The organism is Prevotella sp. AM42-24 (genome assembly GCF_003461825.1).
Taxonomy (GTDB): Bacteria; Bacteroidota; Bacteroidia; order Bacteroidales; family Bacteroidaceae; genus Prevotella; species Prevotella hominis.
Genome location: NZ_QTXV01000009.1, coordinates 41,340 through 61,182, shown reverse-complemented (window position 1 = coordinate 61,182; position 19,843 = coordinate 41,340). Strand labels below are relative to the sequence as shown.

Sequence of the window (19,843 nt, the reverse complement as noted above, 5' to 3'; positions counted from 1 at the left end):
CGGCAGAAAGGCTTTTTTGTGCTTTGTGGACGCCTATTTGTAAACTCCATATTACAGATTTACAACAATTAGCACAAAAATTCTATAATTCATAGCCAATAATTTGGCAGTATCAAATAAAATTATTATTTTTGCCTACAGTTTCAGCAGGACAATCATGATTAGCAGCGGCAAGCTCTCCTAAAGCCCATCCTATGCGAAGTTGTGCAGTATCCATGCAAAGTAGTAAATAAGTTAATAACAACTAAAATAAAATTTAGGTAAAATGAAAATTGAAGATTTTAACTTTGCCGGTCACAAGGCAATCGTACGCGTAGATTTCAACGTGCCATTGGATGAGAATGGTAATGTAACTGACGACACTCGTATCCGTGGTGCCCTCCCTACTTTGAAGAAGGTACTCGCAGACGGTGGTGCTCTTATCATGATGAGCCACATGGGTAAGCCAAAGGGCAAAGTTAAACCAGAACTTTCTCTTTCTCAGATCGTAAAGAACGTTTCTGACGCTCTCGGTGTAGAGGTTAAGTTTGCTAAGAACTGCGGTAACGCTGATGCTGAGGCTGCTGCCTTGAAGCCAGGTGAGGCTCTCTTGCTCGAGAACCTTCGTTTCTACCCAGAAGAGGAAGGCAAGCCAGTTGGCGTAGAGAAGGGTACTCCTGAGTTCGACGCTGCTAAGGCTGAGATGAAGGAACGCCAGAAGAAGTTCGCTGCTAAGTTGGCTTCTTACGCTGATGTATATGTAATGGACGCATTCGGTACAGCTCACCGCAAGCACGCTTCTACTGCAGTTATCGCTGACAGCTTCGATAAGGACCACAAGATGCTCGGCTTCTTGATGGAGAAGGAAGTAAAGGCTGTTGACGCAGTACTCGGCAACATCAAACGCCCATTCACAGCTATCATGGGTGGTTCTAAGGTTTCTACTAAGATCGGTATCATCGAGAACTTGTTGACCAAGGTTGACAACCTCATTCTCTGCGGTGGTATGACTTATACATTCTCTAAGGCTCTCGGTGGCAAGATCGGTATGTCTATCTGCGAGGATGACAAGCTCGACGTTGCTCTCGATGTAATCAAGAAGGCTAAGGAGAACGGCGTAAACCTCGTACTCGGTACAGACTCTATCTGCGGTGACGATTTCAAGAACGACTGCAATACACAGGTTTGCCCATCTAACAACATCCCTGACGGTTGGGAGGGTATGGACGCAGGTCCTGAGACTCGCAAGGCTTTCGCTGCAGCTATCAAGGGTGCTAAGACTATCCTCTGGAACGGTCCTGCTGGTGTATTCGAGTTCGACAACTTCGCTGGTGGTTCTAAGGCAATTGCTGACGCAATCGCTGAGGCTACTAAGGAGGGTGCATTCTCTCTCATCGGTGGTGGTGACTCTGTAGCTTGTATCAACAAGTTCGGCTTGGCTGATCAGGTTTCTTACATCTCTACAGGTGGTGGTGCTCTTCTCGAGGCTATCGAGGGTAAGGTATTGCCAGGTGTAGCTGCTATCGAGAAGTAATAGCTAAACACATTTAATTATCTAAAAGTAATCGTCAGGACTTTCCCGGATTTCAGGAAATATTCCTATAGAAAGCTTGAAGATAAAGGAAAATATAAGTTCGAGGGCATCCTCTTTGGTGGTGTCCTCGAATTTTCAGTTTTAGCAAATACCCCTAAGAATCTACAACTTAACAATAATAATGGATTGGATCATTAATCTATTTACCAATACAGAATCCGTGGCTCACATCGCCCTACTCTATGCGATTGTCATTGCCATCGGCGTGTATCTCGGTAAAATCAAAATCGGAGGTATCTCTTTAGGTGTAACCTTCGTTCTCTTTGCTGGCATTCTCGCAGGTCATGTGGGATTCACAGCACCAAAGGATATCCTGACTTTCATACAAGACTTCGGATTGATTCTCTTTGTCTTCATGATTGGTCTTCAGGTAGGTCCTGGTTTCTTCGAGAGTTTCAAGAAAGGTGGTGTCACCCTCAACTTGCTCTCTACAGGAGCCATTTTCCTCAACGTATGCGTGATGTTTGCATGCTACTACTTGTTCTTTGACACAAGCAATCCTAACAACCTTCCGATGATGGTAGGTACGCTCTATGGTGCTGTAACCAATACCCCAGGTCTTGGTGCTGCCAATGAAGCGTTGCTCAGCGTATTCCCTAATGGTGCGCCAAGTATTGCCAATGGTTATGCTTGCGCCTACCCTCTTGGTGTGGTTGGCATCATTGGTGCTACCATTCTGATCAAGTATATCTGCAAGGTAAACCCTCAAGAGGAGGAAGAACAGTTGAACATGGAAGATGCAGCCAACCCACATGCCAAGGCACACAACATGCACTTGCGTGTGGAGAATGCTTATATCGCAGGTCGCACATTACGTGAAGTATCAGAGTTTTTGAACCGCGACATTGTATGCTCACGTCTCTTGCACAAGGGCGAGGTGAGCATTCCAAATAGTAAGACAACCTTTGAGGTAGGCGACGAACTCCTCGTAGTTTGTGCTGAGGCTGATGCAGAAGCAATCAAGGCATTCATCGGTCCTGAGGTTGATGCAGAATGGGACCGCGAGAAGGATGAGGTTCAGCACTTTGTTTCCCGCCGCATTATCGTTACCCGTCCAGAAATGAATGGTAAGACCCTCGGTAAGATGCACTTCGCCAGCGTATATGGCGTGAACGTAACCCGTATCTCCCGTCAGGGAATGGACATCTTTGCAGGCCGCAACCACCACTTCCACGTAGGTGACAAGATTTTGGTAGTGGGTCCTGAAGAGAATGTAAACCGTGTGGCAGAAATGATGGGTAACTCCGTGAAGCGTTTGGATGCACCTAACATCGCAACCATCTTCGTAGGTATCATGGTAGGTATCATCTTCGGTAGCCTCCCATTTGCAGTACCAGGAATGCCAGTTCCTCTGAAATTAGGTATCGCGGGTGGTCCGCTGATCATCGCTATTTTGATCGGCCGATTCGGTTATCACTTCAAACTGGTGACTTATACGACCACATCTGCCAACATGATGCTACGAGAAATCGGACTGGTATTGTTCCTGGCAAGTGTGGGAATCAAGGCTGGAGCAGGATTCTGGGATACAGTAGTACAGGGAGACGGACTGAAATACGTAGGTTGCGGTTTCCTCATTACAGTCATCCCTATCCTGATAATCGGAACCATCGCCCGTCTGAAGTATAAGTTCAACTACTTCACCATCATGGGTATGCTTGCAGGTACCTATACCGACCCACCAGCATTAGCTTATGCAAATGCTTCATGCTCGAAAGAGGCTCCTGCAGTAGGCTATTCTACCGTTTATCCGTTGAGTATGTTCCTCAGAATTTTCTCGGCACAGATTGTCGTTTTGTTCTTCTGCGGATAATATAGCTTACAATTACTGAAATAAGCTTAACAAAAAGTTATAAATTATAAAGAGGTGCGCATTTTTCAAAAAATGTGCACCTTTTTTATGGTTTATTCCCAAATAATTCGTATCTTTGAGCCAAGAAACCTAAGAATAACCCTTTAACGTTAGAAGCGTATGAAAAAATTGGGACTTATATTAAGCATAGGGTTCATCACATCCTTGCCCACTTGGAGCCAAGGAGCCAAAAGCATCCGGATAACGGAGGTGATGACCAACAACCGTACAAGCATTGTGGATGAGTACGGTGCACATAAATCATGGGTGGAGCTATCCAATTCCTCGTTTACAACCTACAACATTCGCGGTATGTTCCTGACTACCGACCGGAGAGTTCTCGACAAAAAGATGTCGCCCGAAGAACGGCGAAAGCTGATGTGTCCTCTGCCGAACAACGAGCCTCGCACAACCTTGGCTGGCAAGAAAAGTGTGATCATCTACGACCGCTATATCTGGTATGAAGATTCGGAAGAAACATGCCCAGACTGTTTTCCTAAGGGAAAAGGACACTTCAGATGGTTGAGTGAAGGTACAGGACCTTTCCAACTAAAACTCGGATTAGTCCCTCTCAAGGAAATAGCAGATGCATTCCATGAAAAAAACAACTGGATCGCTCTCTACGATGGTAATGCTGTAGATCTGATAGACTCTATCAGCATTCCGTGGTTGGCAGCAGATCAATCCTATGCTCTGACCAGCGATTTCAAGACTTGGAAAATCTGCAATTTGGAAGAAACAACACCAGGTTACCTACCACAGCCAAATGGTCTGAGCAAACCCCAGATACTCAAGAAAACAGATCCATACGGCGTTGGCATCGCCGTACTTTCCATGGGCATCGTCTTCTCCTGCCTTGCCCTCCTCTTCATCTTCTTCTGGGCTTTCGGCGCTTACATGAAGCACAAACAGCGTATTGCTCGTGCTACGGAGAAACACGCCAACCTATTATATAAGACAGGAAAGAAGACTATAGAAGTGACATCAGAAATCAGTCACAAGACCAACGTGATGCTCAAGGATGGTTTGACAACCAAGGGTATTGACAAGGAAATCTATATGGCTGTCATTTCATTGGCGCTGAAAGAATACCTGGAGGATGTACATGATATTGAATCCGGTATCATCACCATCAAACCAAAACAGACAAGATGGAATGCCCCGAATTTTAATAATAAGTGAAGAGTGAAGAACGAAGAGTGAAGAACTCAATAGCTTTACTGATTCAAAATATAAATATTAAAGATTTAAAACTATGGCAAAGTATCAATATACTGTCAAGGGTGTCGATTACGAGGTCGAAATCCAAGACATCGAAGGCAATATCGCCAACGTGACCGTGAATGGAATCCCATTCGAAGTGGAAATGAAGCAACCTGTGAAAGCCGGTAAGCAGAAAGTAAAACTGAGTGAAGAACGAAGAGCAGAAGGAAGTGAAGAACGAAGAGTGAAGAGTGAAGAACCCAATAGCTCTTCTGTCTCTGCAGCAAGTACAAGTTCGGCACCAACGGCAGGAGCCGGTAAGCCTGTGGTAGCCCCTCTGCCTGGTACGATTAACGAAATCAAGGTAAAGGTAGGCGACAAGGTGAATGCTGGAGATACGGTTGTCATCCTTGAAGCCATGAAGATGCAGAACAATATCGAGGCTGAAACTTCCGGAACCATCACAAGTATCAACGTGAACAAGGGCGATGCCGTGATGGAAGGCGATACGTTAGTAACCATTAAATAGATAGCTTATGGATTTCATCATACAAAACTTTCATGAGTTCCTGACCTATACGGGCTTTGCCAACGCCACGGCAGGAAATCTCATCATGATCTTAGTGGGAACCATCTTCATCTGGCTCGCCATCAAGAAGGATTTCGAACCTTTGCTTCTCGTGCCTATCGGACTGGGCATCATCCTTGGCAACATCCCATTCCGTGCTGACGCAGGACTCGAAATCGGACTTTACGAGGACAACTCCGTACTCAATATTTTCTATCAGGGAGTAAAACAGGGATGGTATCCGCCACTCGTCTTTCTGGGTATTGGAGCTATGACAGACTTCTCGGCACTCATCAGCAATCCGAAACTGATTCTTATCGGAGCCGCCGCCCAGTTTGGTATTTTCGGAGCATACATGATAGCCTTAGCTTTAGGTTTCGAGCCTAATCAGGCTGCAGGTATTGCCATCATTGGTGGAGCCGACGGACCTACCGCCATCTTCCTCTCCAGCAAGTTGAGTCCAAACCTGATGGGAGCCATTGCGGTTTGTGCCTACTCCTACATGGCGTTAGTGCCTGTGATTCAGCCACCTTTGATGCGACTTCTTACCACCAAGAAAGAGCGTGTCATCAAGATGAAACCAGCTCGCCAAGTAAGTCAGACCGAGAAGATACTCTTCCCTATCATCGGTTTATTGCTTACCACTTTTATCGTGCCAAGCGGTTTACCACTACTCGGTATGCTTTTCTTCGGAAATCTCCTGAAAGAGAGTGGAAAGACAACAAGACTCGCCAAGACAGCTGGCAGCAGCCTGAACGACATCGTGGTGATGCTCCTCGGTCTGACAGTAGGATGTTCCACCCAGGCATCAGAATTTCTGACCCTCAACACCATCAAGATTTTCGCCCTTGGTGCCTTGGCATTCATTATAGCCTCAGCAAGCGGCATTCTCTTTGTGAAACTGATGAACCTGTTCTTGCCGAAAGACAAGAAACTGAATCCGCTGATTGGTAATGCAGGCGTGAGTGCAGTACCGATGAGCGCCCGCATCTCCAACAATCTCGGTTTGGAATACGACCGCCACAACTTCCTGCTCATGCACGCTATGGGACCAAATGTGGCAGGTGTTATCGGTTCGGCAGTAGCAGCCGGCGCCTTGCTCGGCTTCCTGAATTAAAATTCTCTTCAATAGTAATCCCTCGTCTGCCTCAAGTAGAAAGCAAACGAGGGATTACCATATTGTTTTCATAAAAGAAATCTGGCAAGATCCGATATTCAAAATTTGTATCGAATCTTGCCAGAAGCTATATCTGATAAAGAACTATTTCAGATTAAACAGAAAGAATTTCCAGTTTTCCCTGATAAGAAACCACGATTTTAACCTGATAACTCAGCGAACTGTCAGGCATGGCCAAGACAGCCAGGTAATGAATCCCCTTTTCGTCTATCCTCTCAAAGAGCAGGTCACTCAACACAGCCTGTTCCAAGAAAGATTCAGGCACCTTGTTCTCAAAATCTTTCTTTCTGAAATCATGAGAGAAAAGTTTGTTGGCACCATGGAACACGTTGAGATTGATAATATTGTCGAAATAGACATTATCCACCTGCACTCCATCATCGTTCATCGAACTCTTAAACACCTTGTAAGTAGTAGGATTCACCTGAACATACAGATGGTATCTGTTATCCCCATGCGAAACAATCGTATCACGCTTGATAAGCTGATTCTGATTGAGCGCTATTGGTTTCTCCTGCTGGAAAGACTTCAGGTAAGTTTTATCAGAAGTCTTGGTCAACTTGATCACATCACCACTTGGACTCTTGAACTCAAATAAGTGAGCCGCCTGTTTCAGGATAGGATATTTCACATCTCGGGCACCTTTCATGATCAAAGTATCGCCATAAATGCAGAAATATACGGGTTGGCTCGTCGAATCAGGATAATAAATCGTATCTCCCTTTACTCTGAAAGCCACGTCTTCATCGTCCTCATTCAGCCAGATGCCCTGCAGCAACTTCTTAGCGCGAGTATCTTCTTTGGGTGTAGAATCCGGACTGGCCTTCTTGCCACAACTGGCGACAAAAGAGAGTCCACATAGCAATGCCATCATCAAAGAATGCCTTTTGATCAGATAGAGCACCCCTTGAATATCTGTAATTTTGCAATTCATATCATCACACATTAATTATTTAGGGACAAAGATAATACTTTTCTACGATATGACAAAACATTTTCAACTATTTATATCTTCAAGTATTTTTTTTCCTTAAAATTATTGGTCAGTTTCATTTTTTTCACTAACTTTGCAGTCGTGAATGAACTAGAAAGACATATCGAAATCCTACTTCTGAGCAACGATTGCGTGATTGTCCCTGATTTTGGGGGCTTCATGGCTCACCACGTAGATGCACGTTATGATGGCAGAGACAACATGTTTTTGCCACCATTGAGAACCGTTGGCTTCAATCCACAGTTGAAGATGAACGATTCCCTTTTGGCGCAATCTTACGTAGAAGCATACGACATCAGTTACCCAGAAGCTATCGACCGCCTTGCCAACGAGGTGGCCGAAATCCGTCAGCGCCTGGAAAATGAAGGCAAGTATGAAATCAACAATATCGGTACTATATATCTCAACGAAGACGGCAATTATACTTTTGAGCCTTGCGAGGCTGGCATTCTGACCCCTAACTATTATGGTTTGGGCGGATTCGACATGCTTCCTCTCAGCGCTCAGGAAAATGAGCCTACAGTTACGCTTGAGAAGACTAACAGCACCAATATTGTAGAAAATATAGAGATAAATCAAGAAGAAAAACAGGCAGAACCTGTTGTGGCATTACAGAATGCAACAGCAAATTCTGTATTTGACGTAAATGACGATGACGAAAAGCCATCTGCAGAGTTCATTCTTATCAAGAAGAGTTGGCTCCGCAATCTGGCTGCAGCCTGCATCGCCATCATAGCTTTCTTCGCCATCTCTACTCCATTGAGAACTCCTAATGTGCAGACCAGCAAGATTGATACAGGCATGCTTACCCGTATCATGCCAAAGGAGTTAGTTACACAAAATACCCACCAAACGGAACTTGCTTCCAAGACAGAAAACAGCGAGAAGGTATTGAAAATCAACTCAGAAACGAATAAGGACGCTAACGATGAGGCCAACGAGAAGAAAATTGACCAGGCTGAGCTCAAGAGCGCCAAACCATATTATGGAATCGTTTTGGCAAGCCGCGTAACCAAGCGTAATGCTGCCAACTATGTAGAGACGCTGCAAGCCAAGGGTTTCAAGGCTGCCAAGGTGGTTATTACCGCTACGAATGTGAAGGTAGTTTATGGCTCATACGAGACTGAAGGTCAGGCCTATAAGGCTCTCCATGATCTCCGTAATAATGAAGTTTTTGCGGATGGCTGGATTACCAAAGTTACCGAGTAACAGAGAATGAGCAAAAAACAAAAGTGAGTAAAAACAAAGAAAATATACATGAAAAGAGTTCGCTGTCCTAAGTGTGACAACTACATTACTTTTGATGAGAAGAAATACGAGGCTGGTCAGAGTCTCGTATTTGTGTGTCCTAACTGCAATAAGCAATTTGGCATTCGCATGGGTGTTTCCAAACTTCGCGAGACCCGCAAGGAGGAAGTTCTTGACGAGAATGCCAACGAAAAGGGATTCGGCTCCATCGTTGTCATAGAGAATGTATTTGCCTACAAGCAGGTGATTCCTCTCCAGATGGGCGATAACATCATCGGACGCTATATGAAGAACAGCGGAATCAACTGCCCTATCGAGACGGTTGACCCAAGTGTTGACATGAACCATTGTGTCATCAATGTGAGTCGCGACAAGAAGGGACGCCTCAAGTATGTGCTCCGTGACGGTCCGAGCTACACAGGTACCTTTGTAGATAATGAAATCTTGGGAGACAAGGAACGTCGTGTTATCGAAGACGGTACATTATTTACTATTGGTGCAACTTCCATCATTCTTCGTACCGCAGATTCACAAGAAGACTAACTAAAAGAAAAAGGGAATTTGCCTGAAATCAATCCAAGCATGATTATAATTCGTATGAGATTGATTCGCATGAAATAAATTCATCAGAAACGAATCCGTCAGAATTATTTCATTTAGAATTCTTTCGTATGAAATTTAAGCGCTTGAAATGAAAAAAGGGCGCTTAAAGATAATAAAGTCGAATAAATATACCATTTTCGCTTACTATATGAAAGAAATACAGCATATTTGGCAATCTTTTTGCTAATATTTTCTTTTGATTGAAAGAAAATATGTATCTTTGCATCTGTAAATTACAAAACGTATTAAAATAACATGAATTACGTTAGGTTATGGATGTAGCAATCGTAAAATATAATGCCGGAAATATCTATTCCGTAGTCAACGCCATGAAGCGTTTGGGCATCAATCCTATTCTTACAGATGATGCTGAAATGCTTCAGAAGGCAGACCGTGTTCTTTTCCCTGGACAAGGCCAGGCTAAAGAAGCTATGGAATACCTCAAGGCACACCACCTCGACCAAGTTATCAGAGATTTAAAGCAACCAGTTCTGGGCATTTGCGTAGGACAGCAATTGTTGTGTCGCCATTCAGAAGAGGGCGATGTAGATTGCATCGGCATCTTTGATGTAGATGTTAAGAGATTCCAGCCTCAAAGACATGAAGATAAAGTGCCTGCGATGGGATGGAACGAGATTTACGACCTGAAGACGGATCTTTATAAAGGATTCGGGAAATCATCAGAGGCTTTACTCCATCCCTACTCCTATTTCGTACACAGTTATTATGTTCCGCTCTGCGAGGATACAATTGCTACAGCCGATTATATCCTCCCCTATAGTGCATCCTTACACAAGGACAACTTCTATACTTGCCAGTTCCACCCTGAGAAGAGCGGCAAGGTTGGCGAACAGATTTTGAAGAACTTCTTAGAAATATAAAAGAAATATGATAGAATTAATTCCTGCCATCGACTTGATCAACGGGCAATGCGTACGTCTTACGAAAGGCGATTACGACCAGAAGAAGGTCTATAATGATAATCCTGCTGAAGTAGCCAAACACTTCGAGAGTCTGGGCTTCAATCGACTGCATGTGGTTGACCTTGATGGTGCCAAGTCTAAGCATATCGTTAATGATGCCGTACTCAAGGCTATTACGACGAGTACTTCCCTCGTGGTTGATTTCGGTGGTGGAATCAAAACCGAGGAGGATATTGAGAAGGCATTTGCTGCTGGTGCTTCGATGGTTACCGTGGGCAGCATCGCCGTAACCAATCCGGAGCTTTTCATGCAATGGATGGAGAAATATGGTGCTGAGAAACTGATTCTGGGTGCAGACGTGAGAAACGGCAAGATTTCTATCAATGGTTGGAAGGAGGATTCCTCAGAAGACCTCCTGCCTTTCCTGAAACAATATATTGATAAGGGTGTAAAGAATGTGCTCTGCACAGAAATCAGTAAGGATGGAACGTTGCAGGGGCCTGCCATAGAACTATATAAAGAGGTAATGGCAGCCTACCCTAACCTTCATCTGATTGCTTCGGGCGGCGTAAGTTGCAACGAAGATATCAAGGCTTTGGAAGCCGCAGGAATTCCTGCCGTCGTTTTCGGCAAGGCTTTCTATGAGGGCAAAATCAAAGTTGAAGAATTGGGACTATAGAATCCTGCGGGAAAAAGCTAAAAAGAAGAATATGGTAGAACAAAGAATAAATAAAGGTTTGGCAAAGCGAATCGTCCCTTGCCTCGACGTAAAAAACGGCGAGACTGTGAAGGGCACCAATTTCGTGAACCTCCGCAGCGCTGGCGACCCGGTAGAACTGGGCAAAGCCTATAGTGATGCAGGAGCCGACGAACTGGTCTTCCTCGACATAACAGCAAGTTTCGAGGAGCGCAAAACCTTCACAGATATGGTGACTCGCGTAGCTGCCGAAATCAACATTCCATTTACCGTAGGTGGAGGAATCAACGAACTCAAAGACGTGGATCGCCTGCTTAATGCCGGCGCAGACAAGGTCAGCATCAATAGTGCTGCCATCCGCCGTCCGGAGCTCATCAACGAGATTACAAGTCACTATGGCTCACAGGTTTGCGTTTGCGCTATCGACGCCCGTCTCGATGAAGATGGTTGGCATTGCTATGTTAAAGGAGGCAGAGAACGTGTAGAATTGGGCTTGTTTGACTGGGCAAAGGAAGTTGCCGACAGAGGAGCAGGTGAAATTCTGTTTACGAGCATGGATCATGACGGAGTGAAACAGGGATTTGCCAATGAAGCGCTTGCCAGACTGGCTGATGAGGTAAGCATTCCTATCATCGCCTCGGGAGGTGCCGGCAATATGGAGCATTTCCGTGATGCCTTCACTTTGGGAAAAGCTGATGCCGCTCTCGCCGCAAGCGTATTCCACTTTGGCGAGATTGCCATTCCTGATCTCAAGAAATACCTCAGAGAAGAAGGAATTAATGTCAGAATCTAATAAGGAATTGAATCGAGAATGTCCCTGAAACGCAAGAAGGACGAATCGAGGAAGTCTCTGAATCTAACTGACGATGCTTTTCCTCTCAAAGAGAATGAAAGCAACAATACAACCATAAAAGATAAAACAACTATAATACGATAAAAATATTAAGATTATATGGAAATAGATTTCGAAAAAATGGACGGACTTGTTCCTGCCATCATTCAAGACGCAATCACCAAGAACGTTTTGATGTTGGGATTCATGAACAAGGAAGCATACGATAAAACAATAGAAACCAAAAAGGTTACTTTCTGGAGCCGTTCACGCAACTGTCTTTGGACAAAGGGTGAAACATCAGGCAACTTCCTCAACCTTGTCAGCATTCAGAACGACTGCGACAACGATACCTTATTAATTAAGGTACACCCAGACGGACCTACCTGCCACAAGGGCACAGATACCTGCTGGGCTGAGGAGAACGAGCTGAACCCTATCCTCTTCCTCTCAGAACTTCAGGACTTCATCAACAAGCGCCACGAAGAAATGCCAGAAGGAAGTTACACGACCAGTCTCTTCAACAAAGGCGTCAATAAAATGGCGCAAAAGGTTGGAGAAGAGGCAGTTGAAACCATCATCGAAGCTACAAACGGAAATGATGAGAAACTTGTATATGAGTCTTCCGACCTACTCTACCACCTCATCGTATTGCTCACCAGCAAGGGCTTACGCATAGAGGATGTAGCCAAGGAACTCCAGATGCGCCACGACCCAAACTGGGACAAGAAGCGCCGAGTAGCCAAGAGCAAGGGAGAAATGAAATAATTTCTGCCGGGGAATCATCAAACATTATGTAAATCAGAAATAGAAAAAGAGATGTTGATAGACTATCAGAAAGTGAGCATTTACCAGGCTGATAAGTGCGTGCTCAAGGAAATAAACTTCCATGTGGATGAAGGCGAGTTTACCTACCTCATCGGTAAAGTGGGTTCAGGAAAGAGTTCTCTCCTGAAAACCCTCTACTGCGAACTCGACCTCGTGGAAGGCGAAACAGAAAAGGCAGAGATTTTGGGCAGAGACCTCAAGACCATCAAGCGAAAGGAAATACCAGCCCTGCGCAAGGAACTGGGTATTATCTTCCAGGATTTCCAGTTGCTCCACGACCGTACCGTACGCAAGAACTTCGAGTTTGTACTGAAGGCTACCGGATGGAAAGACAAGAAGGCAAGAAACAAGCGAATCGAAGAAGTGCTCAACGAAGTGGGCATGATCGAGAAGATAGACAAGTTGCCACATGAACTTTCGGGTGGAGAACAGCAGCGTATCGCCATCGCAAGAGCCCTGCTCAACAATCCGAAGATCATCATCGCAGATGAGCCTACGGGTAATCTCGACCCAGAAACAGCCAGCAACATCGTGAGCCTGCTGAAGGAAATCACCCAGCAAGGCACGGCTGTAGTCATGACCACCCACAACATCCCGATGCTCGACAAATTCCCGGGAATCGTTTACCGCTGCAAGGATGGTGAACTGCGCGATGTGACAAAGGAATACAATCGCATCGACCTCACGGAAGACGGAGAGGAAAATTAAGTGAAGAACGAAAAGTGAAGAGTGAAGTATTCTACACCCTCATTAAACTTTAAACAATAAAATAAAAATTTAAACATTCAAATAATTTACGACTATGAAGGTAATGAAATTCGGAGGTACTTCCGTAGGCTCACCAGAGCGCATGAAGGGAGTAGCCTCATTGGTTACAGAATCAGGTGAACCAACTTTCATCGTATTGTCTGCGATGAGTGGTACAACAAACTCTCTCGTTGAGATCTCTGACTATCTCTACAAGAAGAACCCAGAGGGCGCCAACGAGGTAATCAACAACTTGGAGAAGAAATACATGCAGCACGTGGAAGATCTCTACTCTACCGAAGAGATGAAGAAAACTACACGCGAATTCCTGCAGGGCGAGTTCAATTATCTCCGCTCTTTCACTAAGGATCTCTTTACTTCTTTCGAGGAGAAAAGCATCGTGGCTCAGGGTGAAATCATGAGCACAAACATGGTTGTAAACTACTTGAAGGAACAGGGCGTAAAGGCTGTATTGCTCAGCGCATTAGATTTTATGCGTACTGATAAGAATGCAGAGCCAGACCCACAATATATCAAGGAGAAGTTGAATGCCATCATGGAGCAGAATGAGGGTTATCAGATTTATATCACCCAAGGCTTTATCTGCCGCAACGCATACGGCGAGGTTGATAATCTCCAGCGTGGTGGTAGCGACTACACAGCTTCTCTCATTGGTGCCGCTCTCCCAGCAGAGGAGATTCAGATCTGGACAGATATCGATGGTATGCACAACAACGACCCTCGTGTCGTAGAGCACACAGAGGCTGTACGCCAGTTGAACTTCGAGGAGGCAGCTGAGTTGGCTTACTTCGGAGCCAAGATTCTCCACCCTACCTGTGTTCAGCCAGCCAAGTATGCAGGTATTCCAGTTCGCCTGAAGAACACCATGGATCCTAAGGCAGACGGTACCATCATCGACAACGTAATCGTACGTGGCAAGATCAAGGCTGTGGCAGCAAAGGACAATATTACAGCCATCAAGATTAAGAGTAGCCGCATGCTCCTCGCTACAGGTTTCCTGCGCAAGGTATTCGAGATTTTCGAGAGCTACCAGACTCCAATCGACATGATTGCTACTTCTGAGGTAGGTGTAAGCATGAGTATTGACAACGACGCTCACATCAACGACATCGTCAACGAGTTGAAGAAGTATGGTACAGTAACCGTAGATTCAGACATGTGCATCATCTGCGTAGTAGGCGACCTCGACTGGAGCAACGTAGGCTTCGAGACCCTCGCTACCGATGCGATGAAGAACATCCCTGTACGCATGATTTCTTACGGCGGCAGCAACTACAACATCTCATTCCTCATCAGAGAGAAGGATAAGAAGCAGGCTTTGCAGAACTTGAGTAATGTTCTGTTTGAGAAATAATAAGTGAAGAATGAAGAGTGAAGAGTGAAGAATTCTCATGTAATGCTTCCTGTCCACTCTTCGTTGGATATTCTGACTTAACCATCAGTTGGATTTTCTAATTTGACTATAATAAGATATTAATTTAAGACAAAGCGAAATGAAAGGTACATTTCCGATAGATAAGTTTCAGGAGATACAGACTCCGTTCTACTATTACGACACAGACCTGTTGCGCCGTACCCTCAAGACTATCAACGAGGAGGCAGGCAAGCACCCAGGTTTCGAAGTACATTATGCTGTGAAAGCTAATGCCAACCCTAAGGTGCTCAACGTCATCTGCCAGGCTGGATTAGGTGCCGACTGTGTGAGCGGAGGAGAGATTCAGGCAGCCATCAACGCAGGCTTCCCTGCCAACAAGATTGTTTATGCTGGCGTAGGTAAGAGTGATTGGGAAATCAACCTCGGACTGGAGAAAGGAATTTTCTGCTTTAATGTAGAAAGCATTCCGGAACTTGAGGTAATCAACGAACTTGCCGAGAAGCAGAATAAGATTGCACAGGTTTGCTTCCGCATCAATCCTGACGTTGGCGCCCATACACATGCCAACATTACCACGGGCTTGGCTGAAAACAAATTTGGTATTGCCATGCGCGATATGGAAGGAGTCATCGAAGAGGCTGCAAAGTTGAAGAACATCCAGTTCTTAGGATTGCACTTCCATATTGGTAGTCAGATACTTGACATGGGTGACTTCGAGGCGCTCTGCAACCGTATCAACGAATTGCAGAACCAGTTGGAAGCTCATCATATTGTAGTAAAGAACATCAATGTGGGTGGTGGTCTTGGTATAGACTACAATCATCCAAACCGCATGCCAATCCCAGATTTCAAGGATTATTTCGATACTTATGCCAAGAAATTGAAGTTGCGTGATGGTCAGAAGGTTCACTTCGAGTTGGGCCGTGCCGTAGTTGGCCAGATGGGTTCACTTATCACCAAGACCCTCTACATCAAGCAGGGAACCGCCAAGCAGTTTGCCATCGTCGATGCAGGAATGACCGATCTCATCCGCCCTGCCCTCTACCAGGCATTCCACAAGATAGAAAATATCTCAAGCGATGAGCCAGTAGAAACTTACGATGTAGTAGGACCTATCTGCGAATCGAGCGATGTCTTCGCCAAGGCAATCGACCTGAACAAGACCCATCGTGGCGATTTGATAGCCCTTCGTTCCGCAGGAGCCTATGGTGAAATCATGGCAAGTCAGTACAACTGCCGCCAGTTGCCAAAGGGCTACATTACAGAAGATCTTTAAAAATAAAAAGGAATGATTTCCTTATTACGAGAAAAGAAATGATAACAATTAGTATAACTACTATCATAGCAGGCGCAGTAGTGGTTTTATTGGCTATCCTCGGATCGCTGGTAAATCCATTCCTGCGCTCGTTGCGCTTTCCAGAGACGGAAGGAAATGAGACGGAAGGAAATGTGACAGAAGGAAATGAGGAATCAGGAAATAAGGCAGAATTTTCTCAAAAAGAAAATGCTGAACCAGTTACAATTCTCATTACAGCTCATGACAACCTGTCGGAGCTGGAGCGAAATCTGCCGATGTTTCTCAACCAGCAGTATGCAGCCGACTACCAGGTTATCGTAGTAAGCCAAAGTACCGACGTAGATACCATCGACTTCCTGAAGCGTACGGCTGCGCAGAATCCTCACCTCTACTATACGTATATTCCTGAGAGTTCACGCTACATGAGCCGTAAGAAGTTGCAGATTACCTTGGGTGTGAAAGCAGCCAAATACGAGTGGATTATTCTGACAGAACCAACTTGCAGACCGGAAAGCAACCAATGGCTTGCCGCTATGGCCCAGCAATTCAGCACCTCCACCCATCTGGTTTTGGGCTATGTGGCTTTTGATGATGAAACCAAGCGCATCCGCCGTTTCGAGAGCATTCACAGGGCATTCTATCTGCTCCGCCGTGCCCAGCATTCCTATGCCTACCGCACCCACATGCCTAACGTGGCCTTCCGCAAGAGCGATTTTATGGAAGGACAGGGCTATCAGGGCAACCTGGAGTATATCAGGGGCGAATACGACTTCCTGGTCAACAAGTATGCTGAATGTGGCGATACGGCTGTAGAATTGGGCCGCCAAGCCTGGCTCATCCATGATGAACCTTCCAACAAGTCTTGGCACAATATCCACCTCTATCTGCAGGCTTCACTCAAGTCGCTCAACAGAGTCAAGTCTATGCGCACCCTCCTCTTCTTCGACCACCTGATGCCTCATCTGAGTCTTCTCGCATCTATAGCAGCTTTGGCATGGAGCATTTATGCTCAAGACTGGATACTTACAGGTTGCGCTGGATTCTCGCTTATCCTCCTCTTCGTCATCCGCATGATCATCGCCCACAAGGCCATCAAGCATTTTGATGAAGACTTGGCTATGATCAAGTTGCCATTCTACGAATATGGAATCATCTGGAGAAATTTTGCCAACAAAATCAGATACTGGCGAGCTGACAAAAACGATTTCACCAGCCATAAACTGTAAAGGCAGAAGGCTTTTAAATTGAAAGGTTGGAAAGATTTGAAATCAGAAAGGATTTGAAATTGAAAAACTGGAAGATTTGGAATTTGGAAGACTGGAAGATTTGGAGCTGGAAGGCTAGAACAGGAAGTAAAAGACGGAAGGCTGGAAGTAGAGACCTGAAGACAAGACAAAATAATCGAAATACTTAAAATACAAATACTTATAGTTATAAAATTAGAGTAAACGATGAAAGTATATTTGTTCATTTCCAAAGAGAAGAAATTGCTGAAGATGTATGAGCCATACACAGAAGCAATGAGCCAGAAGCTCGACATCACAGACAAGTTGACTGATGCCGATGTAGTATTGATTTTAGGAGCATGGACAATGCAGGGTGCCCAACTGGCGAGGAAATCGCGCAAGATGGGCATTCCATACATCGTTTGTCCGCTGGGCGATGTTTCTGAGCGCAACTGCAAAAATCCTTGGTTGAAGCGCAGCCTGCAGACAGCATGCTATCAGAAAAGCATGTACAACAAGGCCGACCTTCTCATCGCCACTACCCCATTAGAAAAAAACTACCTGGAAAAGTTGGCGTGGAACCAGCACGTTTCCCTTATCCGTTACTTCGGTTACAGTCATCTTACTTCTGTAGCTTCGATGATGGAAGACTGGGGCGAGGCCGACACGCTTACCTTTGATGAGTTTGAGCGCCGCAAGGCAGAGGCTATTGCCCAACTGACCCAGGATGCCATCATCTCACAAGTGCTGCAAATCAAGAGCCGAATGCCTCACAAGAACATTCCACAGAAGTATCTGGATGACCTTCACACGCTTTTGTATGCCGACGATTATGATGAGGATGCCATCAAGGAAGAACTGGGTAAGTTGAAACTCTCCAACTATGCCGCATCCGTATTTCAGGCGATGACCGAGAAAACAGGACTCACGGAAGGCTTCATGCCGATTCCTGCCAAGGAGGGAAGAAAGAGCCGGGAGATTCTGAAATATGTAAAGTAAAGGAATACTGAAATATAAAAAGGGAAATCTCGAAAAGAAAGGATTAGAATTGCTCGAAAAGAAAAGCTTAGAATTAATAGAAATGTAAGGATTAGAATTGCTTCGAAAAGAAAGGTTTAAATTAATCGAAAGCAAAGGTTTTAGGAGTCCTAATAAAATAAAAAAGTCCTTTAGCAGCAAGTTCTTACTTGTTTCGCTAAAGGACTTTTTCTATCTGTTCACTTTTCTATTATACCATACATTCCGCCATGATAAATATCATTTCATGTTTTATCTCCACGCTCCGAATCTTGCACGTGGCAAAGGAGCGGAGAAGTAATAGTTCTGGTCGTTATTCTTATCCAGGAAATTCACCTGCTTCATGCCGAAGAATGGCAGACCTTGCGGGAAGAGGCGGGCGAAATCGGTTACACCACCTGAGAGTGCAGGACTATTATCTTGATATTCGAAATTCCAAGTCTTATCGAAAGCAAGAGGAGCACCCTTTTCCTGAAGATCTATTTCACAATTGATGTTCATCTTATCACTCTGCTTAAAGTTCTTGAAGAGAGGATTGAGCTGACCTGCCACGCTACTCTTGATATCTGTATCATACCAGATACTGAGGCTTGCACCCTTCGCCATCTGCTCTACTCCCTTGTCGGTAGAGGCAAAGTAGTAGTTTGGAGTCAGACGACTATGCTCCATATCTGCCCCATCCTGCTTTGGCTGCTTCAGTCCATAACGGGAATCGTAGATGAGATTGTTCACGAAGATAGGTTTGGCAGCCTTCTCTACCCATACAGAACCACCCTTCTTGTTTTTGGCACGACGCCATCCGCAATCAACTATAGTATTATTGTAAACGGTCATCTCTGTAAGCGGAATGGTCTCACTATTGCCTGCATTAGAGAGTTTGAAGGCGTTGGTGCAGGCGTTGTAGATGATATTGTTGGCAACATCGAGTTTGCAACCAGCCTTCACGTTGATAGCCTCACCACCATCAGCAGCATTTCCGCTATCGGCGAAGATATTGTTGATAATCACACCATTACCGCCAGTAAAGTAAGTCTGGTCGTTATAGTTGTCGTGGAAGAAACAGTTAGCCATCACAAACTTACCATTCACATTACAGAAATGGAAAGCAGGCACACCACCATCGATAGTAGTCTTGAAAAGATGGTTCTGGAAAGAAGCAGAACTCTCGGTAGGAGTAGCACCGGCATAGGCCACTTCCACATGGTTGAGCACCACCTCCTCAGAATTGTATCCGCAGATGATGCCACCCCAATCAGCCGGCTTCTTGGTATCAGAAGTAAAGACTACCGGTTTTTCGGCAGTACCCATGCAATAGAGATTACCCAACACCACGATTTCCACCGGCACCTGAACCTCAGATTTGCAGGTAACGGTTACACCCGGCTCGATATAGAGCGAAGTACCCACAGGAATCTCCACGCTCTCGCTGAGGGTAGTATCTTTGCTCCAAACCAGAGAACCTACAGGATATTCAGCCACGTCAGTTTTCAGGACTTCATTAGAACCCTGGTTTTCGTTGCTTCCATTACCACCATGATTAGTATAATCGTATGGATTGATATTATCGTTCTCACAAGAAGTAGAGAACATAGCCGCTGCTGCCATCATCAGCATGCAAGCGAAAGTATTTATCTTTTTCATTTTTTACCTTTTTACTTTTTT

The 19,843-nt window shown here is 45.0% G+C and carries 18 protein-coding genes; 16 read left to right on the top strand and 2 right to left on the bottom strand.

Annotation, left to right across the window (positions count from 1 at the left end):
• The first annotated feature begins 265 nt into the window (after nt 1-265).
• The 5 genes from pgk to DW917_RS05050 all read left to right on the top strand — a co-directional run bounded on the left by pgk (nt 266) and on the right by DW917_RS05050 (nt 6,313).
• A complete protein-coding gene (gene pgk / locus DW917_RS05070) occupies nt 266-1,513 on the top strand; it encodes a phosphoglycerate kinase (protein WP_118116969.1) in 1,248 nt (415 codons plus the stop codon).
• Between the two features lie 181 nt (nt 1,514-1,694).
• On the top strand, nt 1,695-3,386 hold the full coding sequence (locus DW917_RS05065; protein WP_118116968.1) for a putative transporter: 1,692 nt from the start codon (nt 1,695-1,697) through the stop codon (nt 3,384-3,386).
• Nucleotides 3,387-3,545: 159 nt separating this feature from the next.
• The gene (locus tag DW917_RS05060) at nt 3,546-4,607 is read left to right on the top strand and encodes an OadG family protein (protein WP_118116967.1); all 1,062 of its coding nucleotides are present in this window, start codon (nt 3,546-3,548) and stop codon (nt 4,605-4,607) included.
• Nucleotides 4,608-4,680: 73 nt separating this feature from the next.
• Complete coding sequence (locus tag DW917_RS05055; RefSeq protein ID WP_118116966.1) at nt 4,681-5,157, top strand: acetyl-CoA carboxylase biotin carboxyl carrier protein subunit; 477 nt, start codon at nt 4,681-4,683, stop codon at nt 5,155-5,157.
• Nucleotides 5,158-5,164: 7 nt separating this feature from the next.
• A complete protein-coding gene (locus tag DW917_RS05050; protein ID WP_118116965.1) occupies nt 5,165-6,313 on the top strand; it encodes a sodium ion-translocating decarboxylase subunit beta in 1,149 nt (382 codons plus the stop codon).
• Between the two features lie 154 nt (nt 6,314-6,467).
• On the opposite strand, the gene DW917_RS05045 is transcribed toward DW917_RS05050, so the two are convergent.
• Complete coding sequence (locus DW917_RS05045; RefSeq protein WP_199545492.1) at nt 6,468-7,307, bottom strand: DUF4738 domain-containing protein; 840 nt, start codon at nt 7,305-7,307, stop codon at nt 6,468-6,470.
• A gap of 141 nt (nt 7,308-7,448) precedes the next feature.
• On the opposite strand from DW917_RS05045, the gene DW917_RS05040 reads away from it, so the two are divergent.
• The 11 genes from DW917_RS05040 to DW917_RS04990 all read left to right on the top strand — a co-directional run bounded on the left by DW917_RS05040 (nt 7,449) and on the right by DW917_RS04990 (nt 18,163).
• Entirely contained in the window at nt 7,449-8,576 is a 1,128-nt protein-coding gene (locus DW917_RS05040; protein WP_158570070.1) for an SPOR domain-containing protein, read from the top strand.
• Nucleotides 8,577-8,624: 48 nt separating this feature from the next.
• A complete protein-coding gene (locus DW917_RS05035) occupies nt 8,625-9,158 on the top strand; it encodes an FHA domain-containing protein (protein ID WP_118116964.1) in 534 nt (177 codons plus the stop codon).
• A 332-nt stretch (nt 9,159-9,490) separates the two neighbouring features.
• On the top strand, nt 9,491-10,099 hold the full coding sequence (hisH, locus tag DW917_RS05030; protein ID WP_118116963.1) for an imidazole glycerol phosphate synthase subunit HisH: 609 nt from the start codon (nt 9,491-9,493) through the stop codon (nt 10,097-10,099).
• Nucleotides 10,100-10,106: 7 nt separating this feature from the next.
• Complete coding sequence (gene hisA / locus DW917_RS05025) at nt 10,107-10,820, top strand: 1-(5-phosphoribosyl)-5-[(5-phosphoribosylamino)methylideneamino]imidazole-4-carboxamide isomerase (protein WP_118116962.1); 714 nt, start codon at nt 10,107-10,109, stop codon at nt 10,818-10,820.
• Nucleotides 10,821-10,851: 31 nt separating this feature from the next.
• On the top strand, nt 10,852-11,631 hold the full coding sequence (hisF, locus tag DW917_RS05020) for an imidazole glycerol phosphate synthase subunit HisF (RefSeq protein ID WP_167639534.1): 780 nt from the start codon (nt 10,852-10,854) through the stop codon (nt 11,629-11,631).
• A gap of 159 nt (nt 11,632-11,790) precedes the next feature.
• Entirely contained in the window at nt 11,791-12,438 is a 648-nt protein-coding gene (gene hisIE, locus DW917_RS05015) for a bifunctional phosphoribosyl-AMP cyclohydrolase/phosphoribosyl-ATP diphosphatase HisIE (protein ID WP_118116961.1), read from the top strand.
• 51 nt (nt 12,439-12,489) lie between these two features.
• On the top strand, nt 12,490-13,206 hold the full coding sequence (locus DW917_RS05010; RefSeq protein WP_118116960.1) for a cell division ATP-binding protein FtsE: 717 nt from the start codon (nt 12,490-12,492) through the stop codon (nt 13,204-13,206).
• Nucleotides 13,207-13,300: 94 nt separating this feature from the next.
• Complete coding sequence (locus DW917_RS05005) at nt 13,301-14,620, top strand: aspartate kinase (protein WP_118116959.1); 1,320 nt, start codon at nt 13,301-13,303, stop codon at nt 14,618-14,620.
• A 139-nt stretch (nt 14,621-14,759) separates the two neighbouring features.
• A complete protein-coding gene (lysA, locus tag DW917_RS05000) occupies nt 14,760-15,917 on the top strand; it encodes a diaminopimelate decarboxylase (protein ID WP_118116958.1) in 1,158 nt (385 codons plus the stop codon).
• 38 nt (nt 15,918-15,955) lie between these two features.
• A complete protein-coding gene (locus DW917_RS04995; protein WP_118116957.1) occupies nt 15,956-17,164 on the top strand; it encodes a glycosyltransferase in 1,209 nt (402 codons plus the stop codon).
• Nucleotides 17,165-17,389: 225 nt separating this feature from the next.
• Nucleotides 17,390-18,163, top strand: coding sequence for a hypothetical protein (locus DW917_RS04990; protein ID WP_118116956.1), 774 nt, complete (start codon nt 17,390-17,392; stop codon nt 18,161-18,163).
• A gap of 270 nt (nt 18,164-18,433) precedes the next feature.
• Here DW917_RS04990 and DW917_RS04985 read toward each other — a convergent pair whose 3' ends face one another.
• Complete coding sequence (locus DW917_RS04985) at nt 18,434-19,822, bottom strand: right-handed parallel beta-helix repeat-containing protein (RefSeq protein WP_118116955.1); 1,389 nt, start codon at nt 19,820-19,822, stop codon at nt 18,434-18,436.
• Nucleotides 19,823-19,843: the final 21 nt, after the last annotated feature.

Bases quoted from the DNA above. Each gene is read 5' to 3' on its own strand.
- pgk (WP_118116969.1), top strand. From the start codon at position 266: ATGAAAATTGAAGATTTTAACTTTGCCGGTCACAAGGCAATCGTACGC.
- DW917_RS05065 (WP_118116968.1), top strand. From the start codon at position 1,695: ATGGATTGGATCATTAATCTATTTACCAATACAGAATCCGTGGCTCAC.
- DW917_RS05060 (WP_118116967.1), top strand. From the start codon at position 3,546: ATGAAAAAATTGGGACTTATATTAAGCATAGGGTTCATCACATCCTTG.
- DW917_RS05055 (WP_118116966.1), top strand. From the start codon at position 4,681: ATGGCAAAGTATCAATATACTGTCAAGGGTGTCGATTACGAGGTCGAA.
- DW917_RS05050 (WP_118116965.1), top strand. From the start codon at position 5,165: ATGGATTTCATCATACAAAACTTTCATGAGTTCCTGACCTATACGGGC.
- DW917_RS05045 (WP_199545492.1), bottom strand. From the start codon at position 7,307: ATGAATTGCAAAATTACAGATATTCAAGGGGTGCTCTATCTGATCAAA.
- DW917_RS05035 (WP_118116964.1), top strand. From the start codon at position 8,625: ATGAAAAGAGTTCGCTGTCCTAAGTGTGACAACTACATTACTTTTGAT.
- hisH (WP_118116963.1), top strand. From the start codon at position 9,491: ATGGATGTAGCAATCGTAAAATATAATGCCGGAAATATCTATTCCGTA.
- hisA (WP_118116962.1), top strand. From the start codon at position 10,107: ATGATAGAATTAATTCCTGCCATCGACTTGATCAACGGGCAATGCGTA.
- hisF (WP_167639534.1), top strand. From the start codon at position 10,852: ATGGTAGAACAAAGAATAAATAAAGGTTTGGCAAAGCGAATCGTCCCT.
- hisIE (WP_118116961.1), top strand. From the start codon at position 11,791: ATGGAAATAGATTTCGAAAAAATGGACGGACTTGTTCCTGCCATCATT.
- DW917_RS05010 (WP_118116960.1), top strand. From the start codon at position 12,490: ATGTTGATAGACTATCAGAAAGTGAGCATTTACCAGGCTGATAAGTGC.
- DW917_RS05005 (WP_118116959.1), top strand. From the start codon at position 13,301: ATGAAGGTAATGAAATTCGGAGGTACTTCCGTAGGCTCACCAGAGCGC.
- lysA (WP_118116958.1), top strand. From the start codon at position 14,760: ATGAAAGGTACATTTCCGATAGATAAGTTTCAGGAGATACAGACTCCG.
- DW917_RS04995 (WP_118116957.1), top strand. From the start codon at position 15,956: ATGATAACAATTAGTATAACTACTATCATAGCAGGCGCAGTAGTGGTT.
- DW917_RS04990 (WP_118116956.1), top strand. From the start codon at position 17,390: ATGAAAGTATATTTGTTCATTTCCAAAGAGAAGAAATTGCTGAAGATG.
- DW917_RS04985 (WP_118116955.1), bottom strand. From the start codon at position 19,822: ATGAAAAAGATAAATACTTTCGCTTGCATGCTGATGATGGCAGCAGCG.